General features: G+C 70.2%; 16 protein-coding genes. 3 read left to right on the top strand and 13 right to left on the bottom strand.

Annotation, left to right across the window (positions count from 1 at the left end; translation table 11 throughout):
- Positions 1–2: 2 nt before the first annotated feature.
- The 9 genes from Q4I23_RS06680 to Q4I23_RS06640 all read right to left on the bottom strand — a co-directional run bounded on the left by Q4I23_RS06680 (position 3) and on the right by Q4I23_RS06640 (position 8,500).
- Positions 3–893: a polysaccharide deacetylase family protein gene (locus Q4I23_RS06680; RefSeq protein ID WP_498525682.1), complete on the bottom strand. Its 891-nt coding sequence runs from the start codon at positions 891–893 to the stop codon at positions 3–5.
- On the bottom strand, positions 890–1,657 hold the full coding sequence (locus tag Q4I23_RS06675) for an ABC transporter ATP-binding protein (protein ID WP_200776168.1): 768 nt from the start codon (positions 1,655–1,657) through the stop codon (positions 890–892). Before Q4I23_RS06675 ends, Q4I23_RS06680 begins: the two co-directional genes overlap by 4 nt.
- 15 nt (positions 1,658–1,672) lie before the next feature.
- Entirely contained in the window at positions 1,673–2,554 is an 882-nt protein-coding gene (locus tag Q4I23_RS06670; RefSeq protein ID WP_035681614.1) for an ABC transporter permease, read from the bottom strand.
- 79 nt (positions 2,555–2,633) lie between these two features.
- Positions 2,634–3,620: an ABC transporter substrate-binding protein gene (locus tag Q4I23_RS06665; RefSeq protein ID WP_051658660.1), complete on the bottom strand. Its 987-nt coding sequence runs from the start codon at positions 3,618–3,620 to the stop codon at positions 2,634–2,636.
- Between the two features lie 51 nt (positions 3,621–3,671).
- Positions 3,672–4,481, bottom strand: coding sequence for an enoyl-CoA hydratase (locus Q4I23_RS06660; RefSeq protein ID WP_498525681.1), 810 nt, complete (start codon positions 4,479–4,481; stop codon positions 3,672–3,674).
- Positions 4,481–5,674 carry a CaiB/BaiF CoA transferase family protein gene (locus tag Q4I23_RS06655; protein ID WP_498525680.1) on the bottom strand — a complete coding sequence of 398 codons (1,194 nt, stop codon included), beginning with the start codon at positions 5,672–5,674 and terminating at the stop codon, positions 4,481–4,483. Before Q4I23_RS06655 ends, Q4I23_RS06660 begins: the two co-directional genes overlap by 1 nt.
- Positions 5,671–7,044: an amidase family protein gene (locus Q4I23_RS06650; RefSeq protein WP_498525679.1), complete on the bottom strand. Its 1,374-nt coding sequence runs from the start codon at positions 7,042–7,044 to the stop codon at positions 5,671–5,673. The genes Q4I23_RS06655 and Q4I23_RS06650 overlap by 4 nt, the downstream gene beginning before the upstream one ends.
- A 95-nt stretch (positions 7,045–7,139) precedes the next feature.
- Positions 7,140–8,042, bottom strand: a complete 903-nt coding sequence (locus Q4I23_RS06645; RefSeq protein WP_454019976.1) for a LysR family transcriptional regulator — start codon at positions 8,040–8,042, stop codon at positions 7,140–7,142.
- A 134-nt stretch (positions 8,043–8,176) separates the two neighbouring features.
- On the bottom strand, positions 8,177–8,500 hold the full coding sequence (locus Q4I23_RS06640) for an FCD domain-containing protein (RefSeq protein ID WP_498525678.1): 324 nt from the start codon (positions 8,498–8,500) through the stop codon (positions 8,177–8,179).
- On the opposite strand from Q4I23_RS06640, the gene Q4I23_RS06635 reads away from it, so the two are divergent.
- Together Q4I23_RS06635 and Q4I23_RS06630 are read left to right on the top strand one after the other, a co-directional pair.
- The gene (locus tag Q4I23_RS06635; protein ID WP_498525677.1) at positions 8,436–9,167 is read left to right on the top strand and encodes a PdxA family dehydrogenase; all 732 of its coding nucleotides are present in this window, start codon (positions 8,436–8,438) and stop codon (positions 9,165–9,167) included. The two genes, Q4I23_RS06640 and Q4I23_RS06635, sit on opposite strands and share 65 nt — an antisense overlap.
- 16 nt (positions 9,168–9,183) lie before the next feature.
- On the top strand, positions 9,184–9,552 hold the full coding sequence (locus Q4I23_RS06630; protein WP_498525676.1) for an SDR family oxidoreductase: 369 nt from the start codon (positions 9,184–9,186) through the stop codon (positions 9,550–9,552).
- Positions 9,553–9,567: 15 nt separating this feature from the next.
- On the opposite strand, the gene Q4I23_RS06625 is transcribed toward Q4I23_RS06630, so the two are convergent.
- From Q4I23_RS06625 to Q4I23_RS06610, 4 genes are all read right to left on the bottom strand, one after another.
- Positions 9,568–10,530: a bile acid:sodium symporter gene (locus Q4I23_RS06625; protein ID WP_498525675.1), complete on the bottom strand. Its 963-nt coding sequence runs from the start codon at positions 10,528–10,530 to the stop codon at positions 9,568–9,570.
- A 52-nt stretch (positions 10,531–10,582) separates the two neighbouring features.
- Entirely contained in the window at positions 10,583–11,014 is a 432-nt protein-coding gene (locus Q4I23_RS06620) for a MerR family transcriptional regulator (protein WP_237906923.1), read from the bottom strand.
- An 84-nt stretch (positions 11,015–11,098) separates the two neighbouring features.
- On the bottom strand, positions 11,099–12,469 hold the full coding sequence (locus Q4I23_RS06615; RefSeq protein WP_498525696.1) for an aminotransferase-like domain-containing protein: 1,371 nt from the start codon (positions 12,467–12,469) through the stop codon (positions 11,099–11,101).
- Between the two features lie 44 nt (positions 12,470–12,513).
- Positions 12,514–12,843, bottom strand: a complete 330-nt coding sequence (locus Q4I23_RS06610; RefSeq protein ID WP_454019981.1) for a GntR family transcriptional regulator — start codon at positions 12,841–12,843, stop codon at positions 12,514–12,516.
- A 522-nt stretch (positions 12,844–13,365) separates the two neighbouring features.
- On the opposite strand from Q4I23_RS06610, the gene Q4I23_RS06605 reads away from it, so the two are divergent.
- The gene (locus Q4I23_RS06605; RefSeq protein ID WP_454019982.1) at positions 13,366–13,860 is read left to right on the top strand and encodes a hypothetical protein; all 495 of its coding nucleotides are present in this window, start codon (positions 13,366–13,368) and stop codon (positions 13,858–13,860) included.
- The last annotated feature ends 116 nt before the right edge of the window (positions 13,861–13,976 follow it).

Here is a 13,976-nt window from a genome sequence, read left to right as displayed (position 1 = left end):
GCTCAGCCCTCCGCCTGTTCGGTTGCCGGCTCTGCCGTCGCGTACCAGTCGGCGATCTGCGGGCCGGTGGCGAAGGCGACGTGCGGCGAGGCCTGCAGCAGGTCCAGCATGGCCTCCAGCTCGTGCAACCGGTGCGGCACCGCGATCAGGTGCGGGTGCAGGCCGATGGCCAGAACGCGCGGGTTCTCCGCGCATTCCCGCTCGAACAGCCGCAGGGTGTGACCGAGCCGGCTCAGCATCTCCCCCGTCGCGTGCTTCTCGATGGCATAGACGATGGAGTCGTTGATTTCCAGGTTGTAGGGCATGGCGAGCAGCGGGCCGTGCGCGGTGCTCATCCAGCTCGGCAGGTCGTCCACCACCCAGTCGAACACATGGTCGATGCCCTGGCGGCGCAGCAGGTCGGGCGTCTGCACCGTCTCGCGCAAGCCGGGGCTCAGCCAGCCGCGCGGGCGCGTGCCGGTGAAGCGCTGGATGCGGTCGAGCGCCGCCTCGATCAGCGCCTCCTCGCCGTCGCCGGCGTGGTTGATCGCCTTCTGGTGCATGCCGTGGCCGATGAACTCCCAGCCGGCGGCGAGCATGGCCTCGGCGGCCTGCGGGTAGGCGTCGATGACGCCGGCGTTCAGGCTGGTCGAGGCGGGCACGCCGCGGTCGCGGAACAGCGTCAGGATGCGCGGCAGGCCGCTGCGCATGCCGTAATCGGCCCAGCTGAAGTTCGGCACGTCCGGCACCGTCTCCCGCCCATGGGGCGGGGTGATGATGGTGCGCGGCATCGCCTCGTCGAAGCGCCAGTTCTCCACGTTGACGACCAGATGGGCGATGATCCGCCGCCCCTGGAAGTCCGGCAGCGCCGGCCGCGCGTCGGACAGGCGGTAGCTGATCCGGGGGTTGGTCATGCGTGTTCCTTCTGGGCTTCGCGCATCTCGGCCATGATCGCGGCCTTGTGCCGGATGAAGGCCGGGTCGGTGAGCTGGTCCACCGAGCGGGGCCGCGGCAGGTCCACGGTGATCTCGCGGGTGATCCGCCCCGGCCGGGCCGACATGATGCAGATGCGGTCGGCGAGCAGGATCGCCTCGTCGATGTCGTGCGTGACGAACAGCACCGTGGTGCCGAGCGTCTGCCAGACGTCGAGCAGCAACTGCTGCATGCTCATGCGCGTCTGGGCGTCGAGCGCGCCGAACGGCTCGTCCATCAGCAGCGCCTTGGGGTCCATGACCAGGGCGCGGGCGATGCCGACGCGCTGGCGCATGCCGCCGGAAAGCTGCGATGGCAGAGAGTGGGCGAAGCGTTCCAGCCCGACGAGGCGGAGCAGCTCGCGGATCTTCGGCTCGTACTCGGCGCGCGGGCGCTTCTGCACGCTCGGCCCGAAGGCGATGTTCTGCTCCACCGTCAGCCAGGGCAGCAGGGCCGCCTCCTGGAAGACGACGGCGCGTTCCGGGCCGGGGCTGTCGACCGTGCCGCCGTTGAAGGACAGCGCGCCGGAGGTCATCTCCTCGAAGCCGGCGATGAGGTTGAGCAGGGTGGATTTGCCGCAGCCCGAGGGGCCGAGCAGGGCGACGAACTCGCCCTCGCCGATGTCGAGGTTGACGCGGTCGAGCGCGATGACCGGCTGTTTGCCGGGATAGGTCTTCACGACCTCGCGGAAACGTATGGTGCCCATGTGTGTCTCCGTGCTTTAGCGCGAGGCGGATTGGAGCCGGCGCCAGCGCAGGGCCCAGTGCTCGACGGTGACGATCAGGCGGTCGCTCAGAAGGCCCATGGCCCCGATCGACAGCATGTCGGCGATGACGACGTCCATGCGCCCGACGTAGTAGGCGTCCCACAGCACGTAGCCGAGCCCCGACTTGACCGCGACCATCTCGGAGACGATGACCGCCGTCCAGGCGATGCCCAGGCCGATGCGCAGCCCCGTGAAGATCGCCGGCAGCGCCGCCGGCAGGACCACGCGCCGCAGCACGTCGAACCGGCTGGCCCCCATCATCTCGGCCGCCCGGATCCAGTTGCGGTCGACGTCGCGGGCGCCGTGCGTGGCGTTCACCACGATCGGGTAGAAGCCGCCGAGAGCGATCAGGAAGATCGCGCCCATGTCCTGGATGCCGAACACGGCGATGGAGAAGGGCAGCCACGCGGTGATGGGGATGGGGCGCAGAAGCTGGATCGTCGGGTCCACCGTGCCGGACACGGCGCGGCTCCAGCCGATCATGACTCCCGCGGGAATGCCGATGGCCATGGCGAGCACGAAGCCCTGGGCGACGCGCATCGACGAGAACAGCACGTTGCTCAGCCAGGTGCCGCTGTAGGGGTTGAGGCCCATGCCCTGCGGGCCGAAGGCCCAGACGACCCAGGCGTCCCACACCCGGTCGGGCGTCGGCAGCACCCCGCCGGCCAGCGAACCGCCCGATCCGGCGAGCTGCCACGCCGCGATCACCAGGACGGGCAGCAGCGCCGCGCGCATCGCCGCCCCGGTGCGGCCCGCCGGGAACAGGCCCCGGCTCTTCACCTTGGGAGCCGCCGGCACGGGGGCCGCGTCCAGGGCTCTTGCGGGCGCGTCATTCATCACTCCAGTCCTCCGCCATTCTTGTCGGCCGCCACGCTGTCGGAAGGCCGCCCGCCGAAGCGGGCGGCGGCTTGCCGTGTCACTGAGCCTTCTCGACGAAGGAGGCGTCCCAGTACTTCTCGATGTCGCCCGACACGTCCTTCGGAATCACGCCCAGTTCGTTGAAGGCCTTGGCCTGACGCTTAATCTGGTCGACCGTGGTGACGGAGCCAAGCTCGATGACCTTGGACGCCTCGGCGGCGAGCTTGGTGTCGAGGCCGGTCAGCGACGCGTAGGCCTTGGTGAACTCGTCCGGCGAGGCGGCGAGCTTCTTCTGCGCCTGCAGATAGGCCCAGACGAACCGCTCCATGGCGGGACGCTTCTCGGCCATCGACTTGCGGTTGGCGGCCAGCATGCCGAGTTCGGCGCCGACCGACTTGGACTGGCTGTATTCGAGATTCTTGGCGAAGAAGCCGTAGCCTTCCATCACGGGGATGGATTCGAACGGCTCCCAGGTGACGATGGCGTCAACCTCGCCGCGCTGCAGAGCCTGATCGAAGTTGGCGCCGCCGCCCTGGATGTTGACGGCCTGGAAGCTGTTGTAGGGGATGTTCTTCTCGGTCAGGGTCGCGGCGAACTGGAACCACACCGCCGAACCGGGGGCGATGGCGACCTTCTTGCCCTTCAGATCGTCCCAGCTGTCGAGCTTCACGCCCTTGCGGCCGATCACGTATTTCGGGGAGCTGCCGACGCCCATCACGCCGACCATGTCGGTGGCGCCCTGGGCCAGCGAGATCGCAAGGTCGGCCGGCCCGACGGTGGCCATGTCGAGGGAGCCGGCGAGGAGTGCGGTGCGCGCGTCGGCGTAGCGGGCGAACTCGACCGTCTTCAGCTCGACCCCGAGCTTCTTGAGGTCGTCGGTGATCATCACCACCGGGGCGAGATGGCCCACCTTCTGATAGCCCACCGTCAGCTCGACCGGCTTCGGCAGGGGAGCGGGTTCCGCCGCGCGCGCGGCGGGTGACAATGCCAGACATCCGGCGATGACCGCGCCGATGGTGTTGAGACCCAGATGCTTCCAGTTCATGACTTGTCTCCCTGTTTATGGTTCGCCGCCCCGTGGGGCCGATCCTCCGCCTTACTCTCCCTTGAACACGGGTTCTCTTTTTTGCGCGAAGGCGGCACGCCCCTCCGCGTAATCGGCGCTGGCGAAGCAGCGGGCGACCAGCGCGTCCACCGCTTCGGTGTCGGCCGGACCGTCGGTCCGCAGCGCTTCCAGCATGGCCCGTTTCGCCGCGCGCAGCGTCAGCGGCGCGTTTCCGGCGATCAGGCCGATATAGTCCTCCACCGCGCCGTCGAAGGCGGACGCGGCGGCCACGCGCTGGACGATGCCGAGGCTCGCCGCCTCGTCCGCCGTCACGATGCGTGCGCTGAACAGCAGGTCGGCGGCGGCGGCGGCACCCATCCGCTGCACGACGAGGCGCACCAGGGGGAAGCCGTAGCCGAGGCCGAGCCGGGCGCCCGGCATGCGGAACCGCGCGCCGTCGTCGCTGAGCCGCAGGTCGCAGCACAGCGCCAGCTCCAGCCCGCCGCCGAAGCAGATGCCGCGGATGGCCGCGACCGTCGGCACCGGGGCGTTGAGAAGCGCCTCGGTCGCCGCCGACACCGCTTCCTCGTAGGCGGCAGCTTGGGCGGCGTCGGCGCGGACGTTGCCGAATTCGGAAATGTCGGCTCCGGCGGAGAAGGCGCGCTCCCCGGCACCGCGGACCAGCAGGACGCGGACCTCGGGGTCGGCGACGGCGCGGCCGATGCGCTCGGGCAGGGAGCGCCACATCTCCAGGGTCATCGCGTTCAGCCGCCGGGGCTGGTCGAGCGTCAGGCGGGCGATTCCGCCGGACACGTCGAGCCCCACCACACCTCCAACAGCGCCCGGTTCCTGGTCGCTCATCAGACGATTCCCTGCGCCTTGAGGGCGGCGACGTCCGCCGGGGACAGGCCGATGGCGCCCAGCACCTCCGCCGTGTGCTCGCCCGCGTCGGGGGCGGGCCGCTCGATGCGGGCGGGCGTGCGCGACAGGCCGACCGGCTGGCCGACGAGGCGCATGGCGCCGCGGACGGGATGCTCGCAGGGCACGGCGATGCCGAGATGCCCGACCTGCGGGTCGGCGAAGACCTCGTCCATGCGGTAGATCGGCCCCGCCGGAACCCCTTCCTCCTCCAGCCGCGCCAGCCAATCCGCGGTCTTGCGGGTGCGGAACACCTCCTCCAGCAGCGGCTTCAGCGTCGGGCGGTTGCGGAAGCGCTGTTCCTGCGTGGCGAATTCGGGGGCGTTGGCGAGGTCCTCGCGCTCGATGGCCCGGCAGAAGGACTGCCACTGGCCGTCGCCGCCGACGCCGATGTTCAGATGGCCGTCGGCCGTCGCCATCACGCCCATGGGGGTCGAATAGGGGTGGTCGTTGCCCGCCGGCTGCGGAACCTCGCCCTCCACCAGATAGCGCGCCGCCTGGAAATCCATCAGGGCGATCTGGGACTCCAGAAGCGAGGTCTGGACCCACTGCCCCTCGCCGGAGCGGTCGCGCTCCGACAGGGCGACCAGAATGCCGATGGCCGCATACAGGCCGGAGGCGCTGTCGGCGACCGCGATGCCCGCCCGGACCGGACCCTGGCCGGGAAGGCCGGTCACGCTCATCAGGCCGCCCATGCCCTGGGCGATCTGGTCGAAGCCGGCGCGCTCGCGGTAGGGGCCGGTCTGACCGTAGCCGGAGATGGAGGCCAGGATGATCCGCGGATTGACCGCCCGCAGCGCGTCGTAGCCGATGCCGAGGCGGTCCTTGACGTCGGGCCGGTAGTTCTCGACCACCACGTCGGCCGTGCGCACCAGCTCCAGGAACAGGTCCCGCCCCTGCGGGGTGCGGAGGTTGAGCGACAGCGACCGCTTGTTGCGGTGCAGGTTCAGCATGTCGTAGCCGTGCCGGGGGCCGCTCATCCCCTCGTTGCGGTCGACGCCCGGCGGCGCCTCGACCTTGATGACGTCCGCCCCGAAGTCGGCGAGCACGCGGCAGCAGGTCGGGCCGGCGCGCACGCGCGTGAGATCCAGGACTCGGATGTGCTCAAGAGCTTTTGCGGGTTCGGATCGGGTCATGAGCCACGCTGTGCAAGAGGGCTGGGAAAATCGGTGATCTCGCTGGGCCGCCTCCGGTGCCAGCCGGTCCGCGCCTGCAGCGCCGCGGCGAGCGCCAGCAGCGGGCCGTCCGTCCCGGGACGGCCGACGATCTGGAGCCCCACCGGCATCCCGCGGTCGTCGAAGCCGGCCGGGACGGCGACCGACGGCAGTCCGAGGGCGTTGACGAAACGGGTGTAGGCGCTGAGCCGGTAGAGCGTCGCCGCGTGGAAGTCCGGGGAAGACGGATCGGCCATGGCGACCGGCGGCGTGCGGATCGGCATGACCGGCAGCAGGAGGGCGCCGGCTTCGCCGAACAGGCTGTCCAGAATGGGCGCCGTGGCGCCGGACAGCGCCGCCTTGGCCGCGGCGAGGCGGTCGGCCGCGATATCCCGGCCCTTGGCGAGCCGCCGGGCGAGGGTCGGGTCCCGCGCGGCGAGGGCAAGCCCGCCATGCTGGGCTGCCGCCTCGGCCTGGAGAATGAGGAAGAGGGGGTCGGACAGCGCCTCGATGGCGGGCAGGCCCGACCGTTGCTCCAGGAAGACGCCGCAGGCTGCGATGGCCTCCGCGCCATTGCGGCAGGCCGCCTGGATCGGCGCCTCGGATGCCTCGACCGCGTCGGACAGAAGGGCGACGCGGGCCGGCGGTTCGGATGGGAACCCCATATCCGTCGCCAGAACGGGCGCCAGGAGTTGGATGTCGCGCGCGCTGCGGGCGAGAAGCCCGATGGTGTCGAGGCTGGGGGCAAGCGTCATCGCCCCGGCGACCGGCACCGCGCCGTAGGTCGGCTTCCAGGCGGTGACTCCGCAGGCCTGCGCCGGAATGCGCAGCGAGCCGGCGGTGTCCGACCCCAGCGCGGCGAACACCGCGCCGGCCGCCACCGCGACCGCCGACCCGGAGGACGAGCCGCCGGGGACGATGTCGCGATTCCAGGGGTTGAGCGCCTTGCCCACGCCGGAGGGCTCGTAGGCCAGAGCCGTCATGGTGGTGAAGCCGATCCGCCGCGCCCCGGCCCGGTCGAGCCGCTCCAACACCACCGCCGCCTGCTCCGGTTCCGGGCCGGATGCGTCGTCCGCCGCGCCGGGAAGGCCGCAGCCGGGCGAGCGGCCCACGCTGTCGAACATGTCCTTGGCGGCGTAGGGCAGCCCGGCCAGCGGGCCGGCGGCTTCCGCTTCGGCGGTGCCAAGCTCGACGAAGCAGCCGAAGCGGGCCTGAACCTCCGCCGCCCAGGCCGCGCAGGCCGCCGCGGCGTCCTTGCGTGCCGCCGACGGGAGCCCGCTCCAATCCGCGAAACCGGGCTCGGCCCCGCAGGGGTCGTCAGGAACATCGGGGTTCTGGATGGTCCAGGACATTCGGCCCACTCCCTCATCGCCGGACCTGATGATGAGGGTCTGCACAGTTGCCTAGAAGAACAATTGCGACACACCTGATTTCGAATTTCTCGAAATCATGGCTTCGGCACGGCCTGCTCCCGCAGGAAATCCAGGAGCCGTTGGCTCGGCGCATCCAGCGCGTCGGGTGAGCGGACGCAAATCTCGAAGCTGCGTTCCGCCCATTCCTCGTCGAGGGCGACCAGTTCGACGCCGAGCGCGTTCGACAGCGGCAGCACGGCGCGCTTCGGCAGAACGCCGACGCCCAGCCCGAGGCTGATCATCTGGCACATCACCTCGAAACTGCGGACCTGGACGCGCACCTTGATGAAGCGGCCCTCCGCCCGCGCCCGCTCGGCGAGCAGGCCGTGCACGGCGGTGCCCCCCTCCAGCGCCACATGCTCCTCGTCCAGAAGCTCGGCGAAGCGCAGGCTGGGCCGGCCGGCGAGACGATGCCCGCGCGGCAGCGCCACCCACAGCCGGTCCTTGGCGTAGGGGTAGCGGACCAATCCCTCCGTTCCCCGGCCGCCGACGATGACCCCGATGTCGGCCTTCTTGCGGTAGAGCGCGTCCAGCGTGTCGGCGCTGGGGCGTTCCTCCAGCTCCAGCTTGATGCCGGGATTTTCGGCGGCGAAGCGCGAGAGGTCGGCGGCGAGGCATTCCACCAGCGCCGAGGAGGAGGCGTAGACCCGGACATGGCCGCGCACGCCAGACCGGTATTCGGCGAGCATCGCCTCCAACTGCGCCCCCAGATAGACCATGTCGTGGGCGTAGCGCAGCACGAGCAGCCCGGCCGGGGTCGGCTCGATGCCGTGCGGGCGCCGCTTCAGCAGCGGCATGCCGGCATCGTGCTCCAGCAGCCGGATGCGCCGGCTGGCCGCGGACACCGCGAGATTCAGGGCCTCGCTCGCGCGGCTCAGGCTCTTCAGCTCGCAGGCTTTCACGAACAGCCGAAGCGTCGCCAAGTCATGGTGAAGCACGGTCCACACACCCCATCCGCAAGTCACCGGCCATCCGCAATCCGCCGGTCCCGACAGAGTGCCATTACGGGCGCGGGCGGGCGAGCGCGATGACAGGGGAAGGGGATTCGGTGACAGGATTCAGGGCGCCCGGATCACAGCGACAGGTCGAGCACCCGTCCCTCGAACACGCGGTCGCGCGACCCTTCCAGATGCCGGCGCATGCGCGCCCGCGCGGTGTCGGCCTCGCGGTTGCGGATCGCCTCGAAGATGCCCCGATGCTCCTCCAGAACATGGGACAGCCCGCCGCTCGGCCCCAGCAGCGACGAGCCGTGGAACTTCATGCCCACGGCGATGTGGTCCTTCAGCGCCTGCATCGACGACGCGTAATAGTGGTTATTGGCGGCGTCCGCGATGGCGGCGTGGAAGGCGAAATCCGCGTCGTCCCGGTGCCGGTGGGCGCGGGTCGCGTCGGCCATCAGGTCGAGCCCCGCGAACAAGGCCGGCTACCACTTCGCCGGCCACACCGACCTGCTGGCCGAGCTGACCGGCGCCCGCGGGTCGGTGATGATGCTGGCCCACGGCAACATGCGGGTCAGCCACGTCACCACCCACATCGCGCTGGAGGACGTGCCGAAGCGCCTGACGCCGGAGCGGCTGCGCCACGTCATCGACCGCACCGACGAGACGCTGGCCGGGCTGGGGCTGGAGCGCCGCCGCATCGCCAGCGCCACCCTGAACCCCCACGCCGGGGAAGGCGGGCTGTTCGGCCGGCAGGGCATCGAGATCACCACCCCGGTCATCGAGCGCTGCGTGGCCGAAGGCTTGGACGTGGTGGGGCCGGTGCCGGGCGACACGGTGTTCGTCAAGCTGCGTGCCGGCCAGTTCGACGCGGTGGTCGCCATGTACCACGACCAGGGGCACATCCCAGTCAAGCTGCTGGGCTTCCACGTCGATCCGGCGACCGGCCGGTGGGACGCGCTGAGCGGGGTCAACATCACGCTGGGGCTGCCGATCATCCGCACCTCCGTCGACCACGGCACCGCCTTCGACATCGCCGGCAAGGGCATCGCCAACGAGCTGAGCCTGATCGAAGCCATCGATCACGCCGAGAAACCGGCCGCCGCCCGCCGGCGGACCGGCTGAGGAAAGAGCACCCGCCATGACGGAGTCCATCCACGCCACCCCGCCCGAAGCCATGCCGTCCGCCTTCGCGCCCATCGAGCAGGTCCGGCCCCCGCGCGTCCTGTTCGGCGGCGGTCTGGTCGCCTCGGTCGGCGCCTGGGCGCGCGAGAACGGCATCGCCCGCACGCTGGTGGTGGCCGACGCCTTCAACGCCGCCCGCGTCGGGCTGCTCGACCTGCCGGGAGCCGTGACGGTCTTCGACCGCGTGCAGCCGAAGCGGCCCCCCATCGGCCGCTTCGTGAAACCGGAGGAGGTGGCGGCGCTGACCGCCTTCCTGCTGTCGGACTCGGCGGCCAGCATCAACGGCCAGCGCATCGTGGTGTGCGGCGGCGCCTCTCTGGTGTGAAGCGCCTTTTCTGGTTCAGCGCGCCGGCACGAGGCGCGGCACCCAGCGGACGTAGGTGAGCATCGCCGCCAGCTCCACCAGCGTCTGCGTCACCACCACCGCGGGCACCAGCGCCCCGCCGTCCGGGACGGCGAAGGCCAGCGGCAGGACGACCAGGGAGTTGCGCGTGCCGCCGCTGAAGACGACGGCCCGCGCCGCCTCGGTCTCAAGCCGGAACAGGCGCGCCACCGCCCGGCCGGCGTAGGGCATCGCCAGCGCGAAGGCGATGTAGAGCGGCACGGCGAGGGCCACCGCCCGCGCCTGGGCGGCCACGTCGGCGGCGACCGCCGCGGCGACCAGGAACAGCACCAGCGCCATGAGCGGCACCGGCAGCCACGCCAGGGCGCCCGCGACGGCCTTTCCAGTACCGCTGCGCGCAGCCCAGGCCTGCGTCACCCCGGCCAGCGCCAGCGGCACGGCGATCAGTCCGACGAAGGCGTCGACGAACGGACCCGGCTGCATCAGCGCCGCCGCTCCCTCCCCGGCGAACAGGCCGAGATAGACGGGCAGAAGCAGCATCTGGACGAGCAGCAGCACCGGCGTCGCGGCCAGCACCAGCCGCGCGTCGCCGCGCCCGAGATGGGTGAAGACGACGACATAGTCGATGCAGGGCGCCAGCAGGACCAGCAGCACGCCGAGCCGCACCGCCGACTGGTCCGCGGGCAGCACGGAGACCAGCCCGAAGACGACGCAGGGCACCACCGCGAAATTGACCAGCAGCAGGGCCGACAGGAAGCGGGTGTTCGTGACGCTCCGCCGCAGGTCGCCCAGCGGGACCTGAAGAAAGGTGATGTAGATCAGCGCGGCGAGGGACGGGTTGATGCCCGCTTCCCAGGCGTCGCCCGACACAACGGCGGCGGCAAGCAGCCCGGCGACGACCGCCGCGAAATAAACGGGGACCTGATGGTTTTCCAGATCCGCGCGGGTGATGGCGGCCATGTCTCGGCTCCCGGTCATGGAATGTGTTTCTGGCTGTGCCGGACCCGCCGGGTCACGGGCAGCAGCGGCCATCCTCATGGTGCGGCGACAGCGCCTCGATGATGCGGCACTCAGCGATCCGGCCGCCGCGCCGGCACTGGTGGGCCAGCCGGTCCAGCTCCTCGCGCAGGCGTTCCAGATCGGCGATCTTCCGCTCCACCTCGTGAAGCTGTTCGAGCACCAGGGCATCGACCTCCCCGCAGGGGCGGTCCGGCTGGTCGGCCAGATCCAGCATCGCCCGGACGGTCTCCAGCGGAAAGCCGAGATCGCGCACCCGCCGGACGAAGGTCAGCCGCCGCACATGGTCGTGGCCGTAGCTGCGGTAGTTCCCCGCCGTGCGGGCGGGCGCCGGCAGGATGCCGATCTTCTCATAGAAGCGGATGGTCTCGACCTTGGTGCCGGTCATCTTGCCGAGCGCGCCGATGGACAGATCCTGCTGCGCCATCACAAACCCCTTTGACCCTGTAGTGACTTCAGGGTGGAGGATAGCGCAGAGCGGGCATCCACGCATCCGCCGCCGAACGGGACCTCATCCTTCCGCCGCCGCGATCGCGCGCTTCAGCACTTCGAAAACGCGCGGATCGCTCATCTGGGCGACGTTGAACCGCAGATAGCCGGCGGCCGATTGGCTGACGCTGAAGACGTTGCCCGGGGCGAGAACCACCCGCTCGTCCAGCGCCGCCCGTGCCGCGTCCGCCGCGTCCCGGCCGTCCGGCAGGCTGCACCAGAGATAGAAACCGCCGCGCGGCATCAGCCAGGGGTGCAGGCCGAGGGCCGCCAGCCGGTCCGCCGTTTCGCGCCGCGCCCGAGCCAGACGGCGGCGCAGGCCCTCCAGATGCTTGCGGTAGCCGGCATCGCCGAGGGTCGCGAGGACGAGTTCGGCGGCGACCGGGCTCGGCCCGCCGAAGTTCGTCGCGACCTGCAGATCGACCAGCGCCTCCACCCAGTCCGGCCGCGCCGCGAGATAGCCGCAGCGCACCGAGGCGGAAAGCGTCTTGGAGAAGCTGCCGATCCGGATGACCTGGGACAGCCCGTCCAGGGCGGCGAGGCGCGGGGAGGGGTCCGGCTCGAATCCGGCGAAGATGTCGTCCTCGACGATGGTGACGTCGTGGGCGGCGGCGGCCTTGAGCAGCCGGTGCGCCGTCTGCGGCGACATCGTCGCCCCCGTCGGGTTGTGGAGCGCCGCGTTGGTGATATAGAGGCGTGGCCGATGTTCGGCCAGCGCTATGGCGAAGAGCGCGGTGTCCGGCCCGTCGCGGGTGTAGGGCACGCCGACGATGCGGACCTGATGGGCGCGCAGCAGGGCCTGGAAGTTGAAATAGCAGGGGTCGTCGATCAGCACCGCGTCGCCGGGGCGCAGCAGGAAGCGGCAGATCAGGTCGATCGCCTGGGTTCCCGACCCGGTCAGGAGAATCTGGTCGGCCCCCGCCGCGATCCCTTCCTCCGCGAACTGCCGCGCCAGGAGCCTGCGCAGGGCGAGAGAGCCGCGCGTGCTGCCATAGTCGGCCAGCACGGCGTCGTCGGCGTGGGCGAGACGGCGGATGGCGCGGCGCAGGGTGGCGTTGGGCATCCAGTCCGCCGGCAGCCACCCGCATCCGGGTTTCAGCATCTCCGCGTCGGCGTCGAGCGACTGGCGCGACACCCAGAAGGGATCGATGGCCCGGTCGCGGCGCGGTTCGGCCTCGGCCAGGGCCAACGGCGGCAAAGCGCCGGACACGTAGAAGCCGGAACCGGGCCGCGAGCGGATCACGCCTTCGGCGGCGAGACGGTCGTAGGCCTCCACCACGGTCGACGGCGACACGCCCATGGCCGTGGCGAAGCGGCGGATGGACGGCAGCCGGTCGCCTGGGAACAGTCGCCCGTCCGCCATCCTTTGACGGATCGCGTCCATCACCTCCATGGTCCGGGTGACGTTGCGCGGTTCCGGCAAGGGCGAGCCCGTCCTCACCCGGTCTCCCGCAGGGATTTCGACGCCTTGGCGCGGCGGGCTTCCAGGGCGCCCCGCACCTCGATCGGCATCTCCGGGCTGGTGTCGTCCGCGTTGAGGGTGTTGTTGATGAGGCCGCGCAGCACATGCTCGCTGAGATTTTCCACCACCGTGCCGCGGCTGACGTCGAAGCGCCCGGCCAGCACCCGTTCCGCGGGCAGCTTCTGTCCCGCCTCGATGATCCGGCGGGCGATCAGGCCGTTGAACTGCTCGATGATGATGTCGGGCGGGCGTCGGACCTTGATTTTCTGCAGGTGGCGCGAGACGTCGGAATCAGGGTCTTCCATGCCGCTCTCCAGTCGCTGAACTGGTTCGCTGGTACGCAGCGGTTCCTGTTGTTTAGGCATCCCGGGTGGACAAGTCAATCGCACGCCGTGGCCCGGGATCCCGGACCGCCGGCCATGAACGCGCGGACGGCTTGTTCACCGCTCCGTTCGGCATCCCGACCCGGGACGGAGCGGCGGAGGTTCAGCCGACGGTCTTGGTCCGTAGATGGTCATGAAGCCGCCATCGGCGAAGATGAACTGGCCGTTGACGAAGTCGGAGGCCGGGAACACCGCGATGCTTATGCCTCCGGCAGGTCTGGCCGGCAATTTGTGCCCATGGGCAGAGTCCCGCCAAGCGAAAGACGTCCGCACCGGCGTCACGGGTGCCCGGCATGGTGTTCATCGGCGGGAGGCGATGTGGCACAACTTTTGCTTTTGCTCGACACCACATGGCCCGAGCCATGAACCGCAGTGGAGGTGAACATGCACGTCCTTGGGCACCCTGTGGCCGTTGGACAGGCTGCCGTTTCGGATCGGGGCCGGATGTCGGGCGCCGGCCAACCGACCGGTTCGACCAGCTTCTCGGATCTGCTGTCGGCGAACGCTTCCGAAGCGCCGGCTCCCATGACCGCGCCGGCATCGACCGAGCCGGCCGAGAGCGAAGAGATCGCCCGGCTGCAAAAGGATCTGGATGCGTACAAGCGCCAGCGGGAGAAAGTCGTCCAGAGCCGAACCAGCGACCCGCCGGCGTTTCAGATGGCGCTGCCTGTCAACGACCGCGGTTACATGCCCTACGTGACGGCCGACCAGCAGAAGCTGATGGACCGCATCACCGATTCCTATCTTGGCCGGCCGGAGCACGAGATGGAGAGGATGTGGGAGGAACTGCGGGCCAACGGCCTCACGCCGGAGCAACTCGTGCGGACCGCGACGTACTTCGTCAATCTTGACGGCGAGGTCGTCAGCCGTGCGGTGGCAACGGGAGGCCAGCGATCCGTCCAGCACGGGAGCACCGCCTGGATGGCATCAAGCGTTTGAGGGATCGTGACTGACCTGCTCCCCTGAAACTCCTCCAGGCTGAGTTAGAGTCCGTCGAGCAAGGAGACGGACATGAAGAAGAGCCGGTTCAGCGAGGAACAGATCATTGGAATCCT

It is taken from the genome of Azospirillum sp. UFLA03-27 (genome assembly GCF_059803775.1).
Note: the sequence above shows the minus strand (reverse complement) of the source record. Positions and strands in the feature narration are given on the sequence as shown.

Excerpts from the sequence above, each read along its gene's own strand:
- Q4I23_RS06680 (WP_498525682.1), bottom strand. The coding sequence starts at position 893 with ATGACCAACCCCCGGATCAGCTACCGCCTGTCCGACGCGCGGCCGGCG.
- Q4I23_RS06675 (WP_200776168.1), bottom strand. The coding sequence starts at position 1,657 with ATGGGCACCATACGTTTCCGCGAGGTCGTGAAGACCTATCCCGGCAAA.
- Q4I23_RS06670 (WP_035681614.1), bottom strand. The coding sequence starts at position 2,554 with ATGAATGACGCGCCCGCAAGAGCCCTGGACGCGGCCCCCGTGCCGGCG.
- Q4I23_RS06665 (WP_051658660.1), bottom strand. The coding sequence starts at position 3,620 with ATGAACTGGAAGCATCTGGGTCTCAACACCATCGGCGCGGTCATCGCC.
- Q4I23_RS06660 (WP_498525681.1), bottom strand. The coding sequence starts at position 4,481 with ATGAGCGACCAGGAACCGGGCGCTGTTGGAGGTGTGGTGGGGCTCGAC.
- Q4I23_RS06655 (WP_498525680.1), bottom strand. The coding sequence starts at position 5,674 with ATGACCCGATCCGAACCCGCAAAAGCTCTTGAGCACATCCGAGTCCTG.
- Q4I23_RS06650 (WP_498525679.1), bottom strand. The coding sequence starts at position 7,044 with ATGTCCTGGACCATCCAGAACCCCGATGTTCCTGACGACCCCTGCGGG.
- Q4I23_RS06635 (WP_498525677.1), top strand. The coding sequence starts at position 8,436 with ATGGCGGCGTGGAAGGCGAAATCCGCGTCGTCCCGGTGCCGGTGGGCG.
- Q4I23_RS06640 (WP_498525678.1), bottom strand. The coding sequence starts at position 8,500 with ATGGCCGACGCGACCCGCGCCCACCGGCACCGGGACGACGCGGATTTC.
- Q4I23_RS06630 (WP_498525676.1), top strand. The coding sequence starts at position 9,184 with ATGACGGAGTCCATCCACGCCACCCCGCCCGAAGCCATGCCGTCCGCC.
- Q4I23_RS06625 (WP_498525675.1), bottom strand. The coding sequence starts at position 10,530 with ATGGCCGCCATCACCCGCGCGGATCTGGAAAACCATCAGGTCCCCGTT.
- Q4I23_RS06620 (WP_237906923.1), bottom strand. The coding sequence starts at position 11,014 with ATGGCGCAGCAGGATCTGTCCATCGGCGCGCTCGGCAAGATGACCGGC.
- Q4I23_RS06615 (WP_498525696.1), bottom strand. The coding sequence starts at position 12,469 with ATGGAGGTGATGGACGCGATCCGTCAAAGGATGGCGGACGGGCGACTG.
- Q4I23_RS06610 (WP_454019981.1), bottom strand. The coding sequence starts at position 12,843 with ATGGAAGACCCTGATTCCGACGTCTCGCGCCACCTGCAGAAAATCAAG.
- Q4I23_RS06605 (WP_454019982.1), top strand. The coding sequence starts at position 13,366 with ATGTCGGGCGCCGGCCAACCGACCGGTTCGACCAGCTTCTCGGATCTG.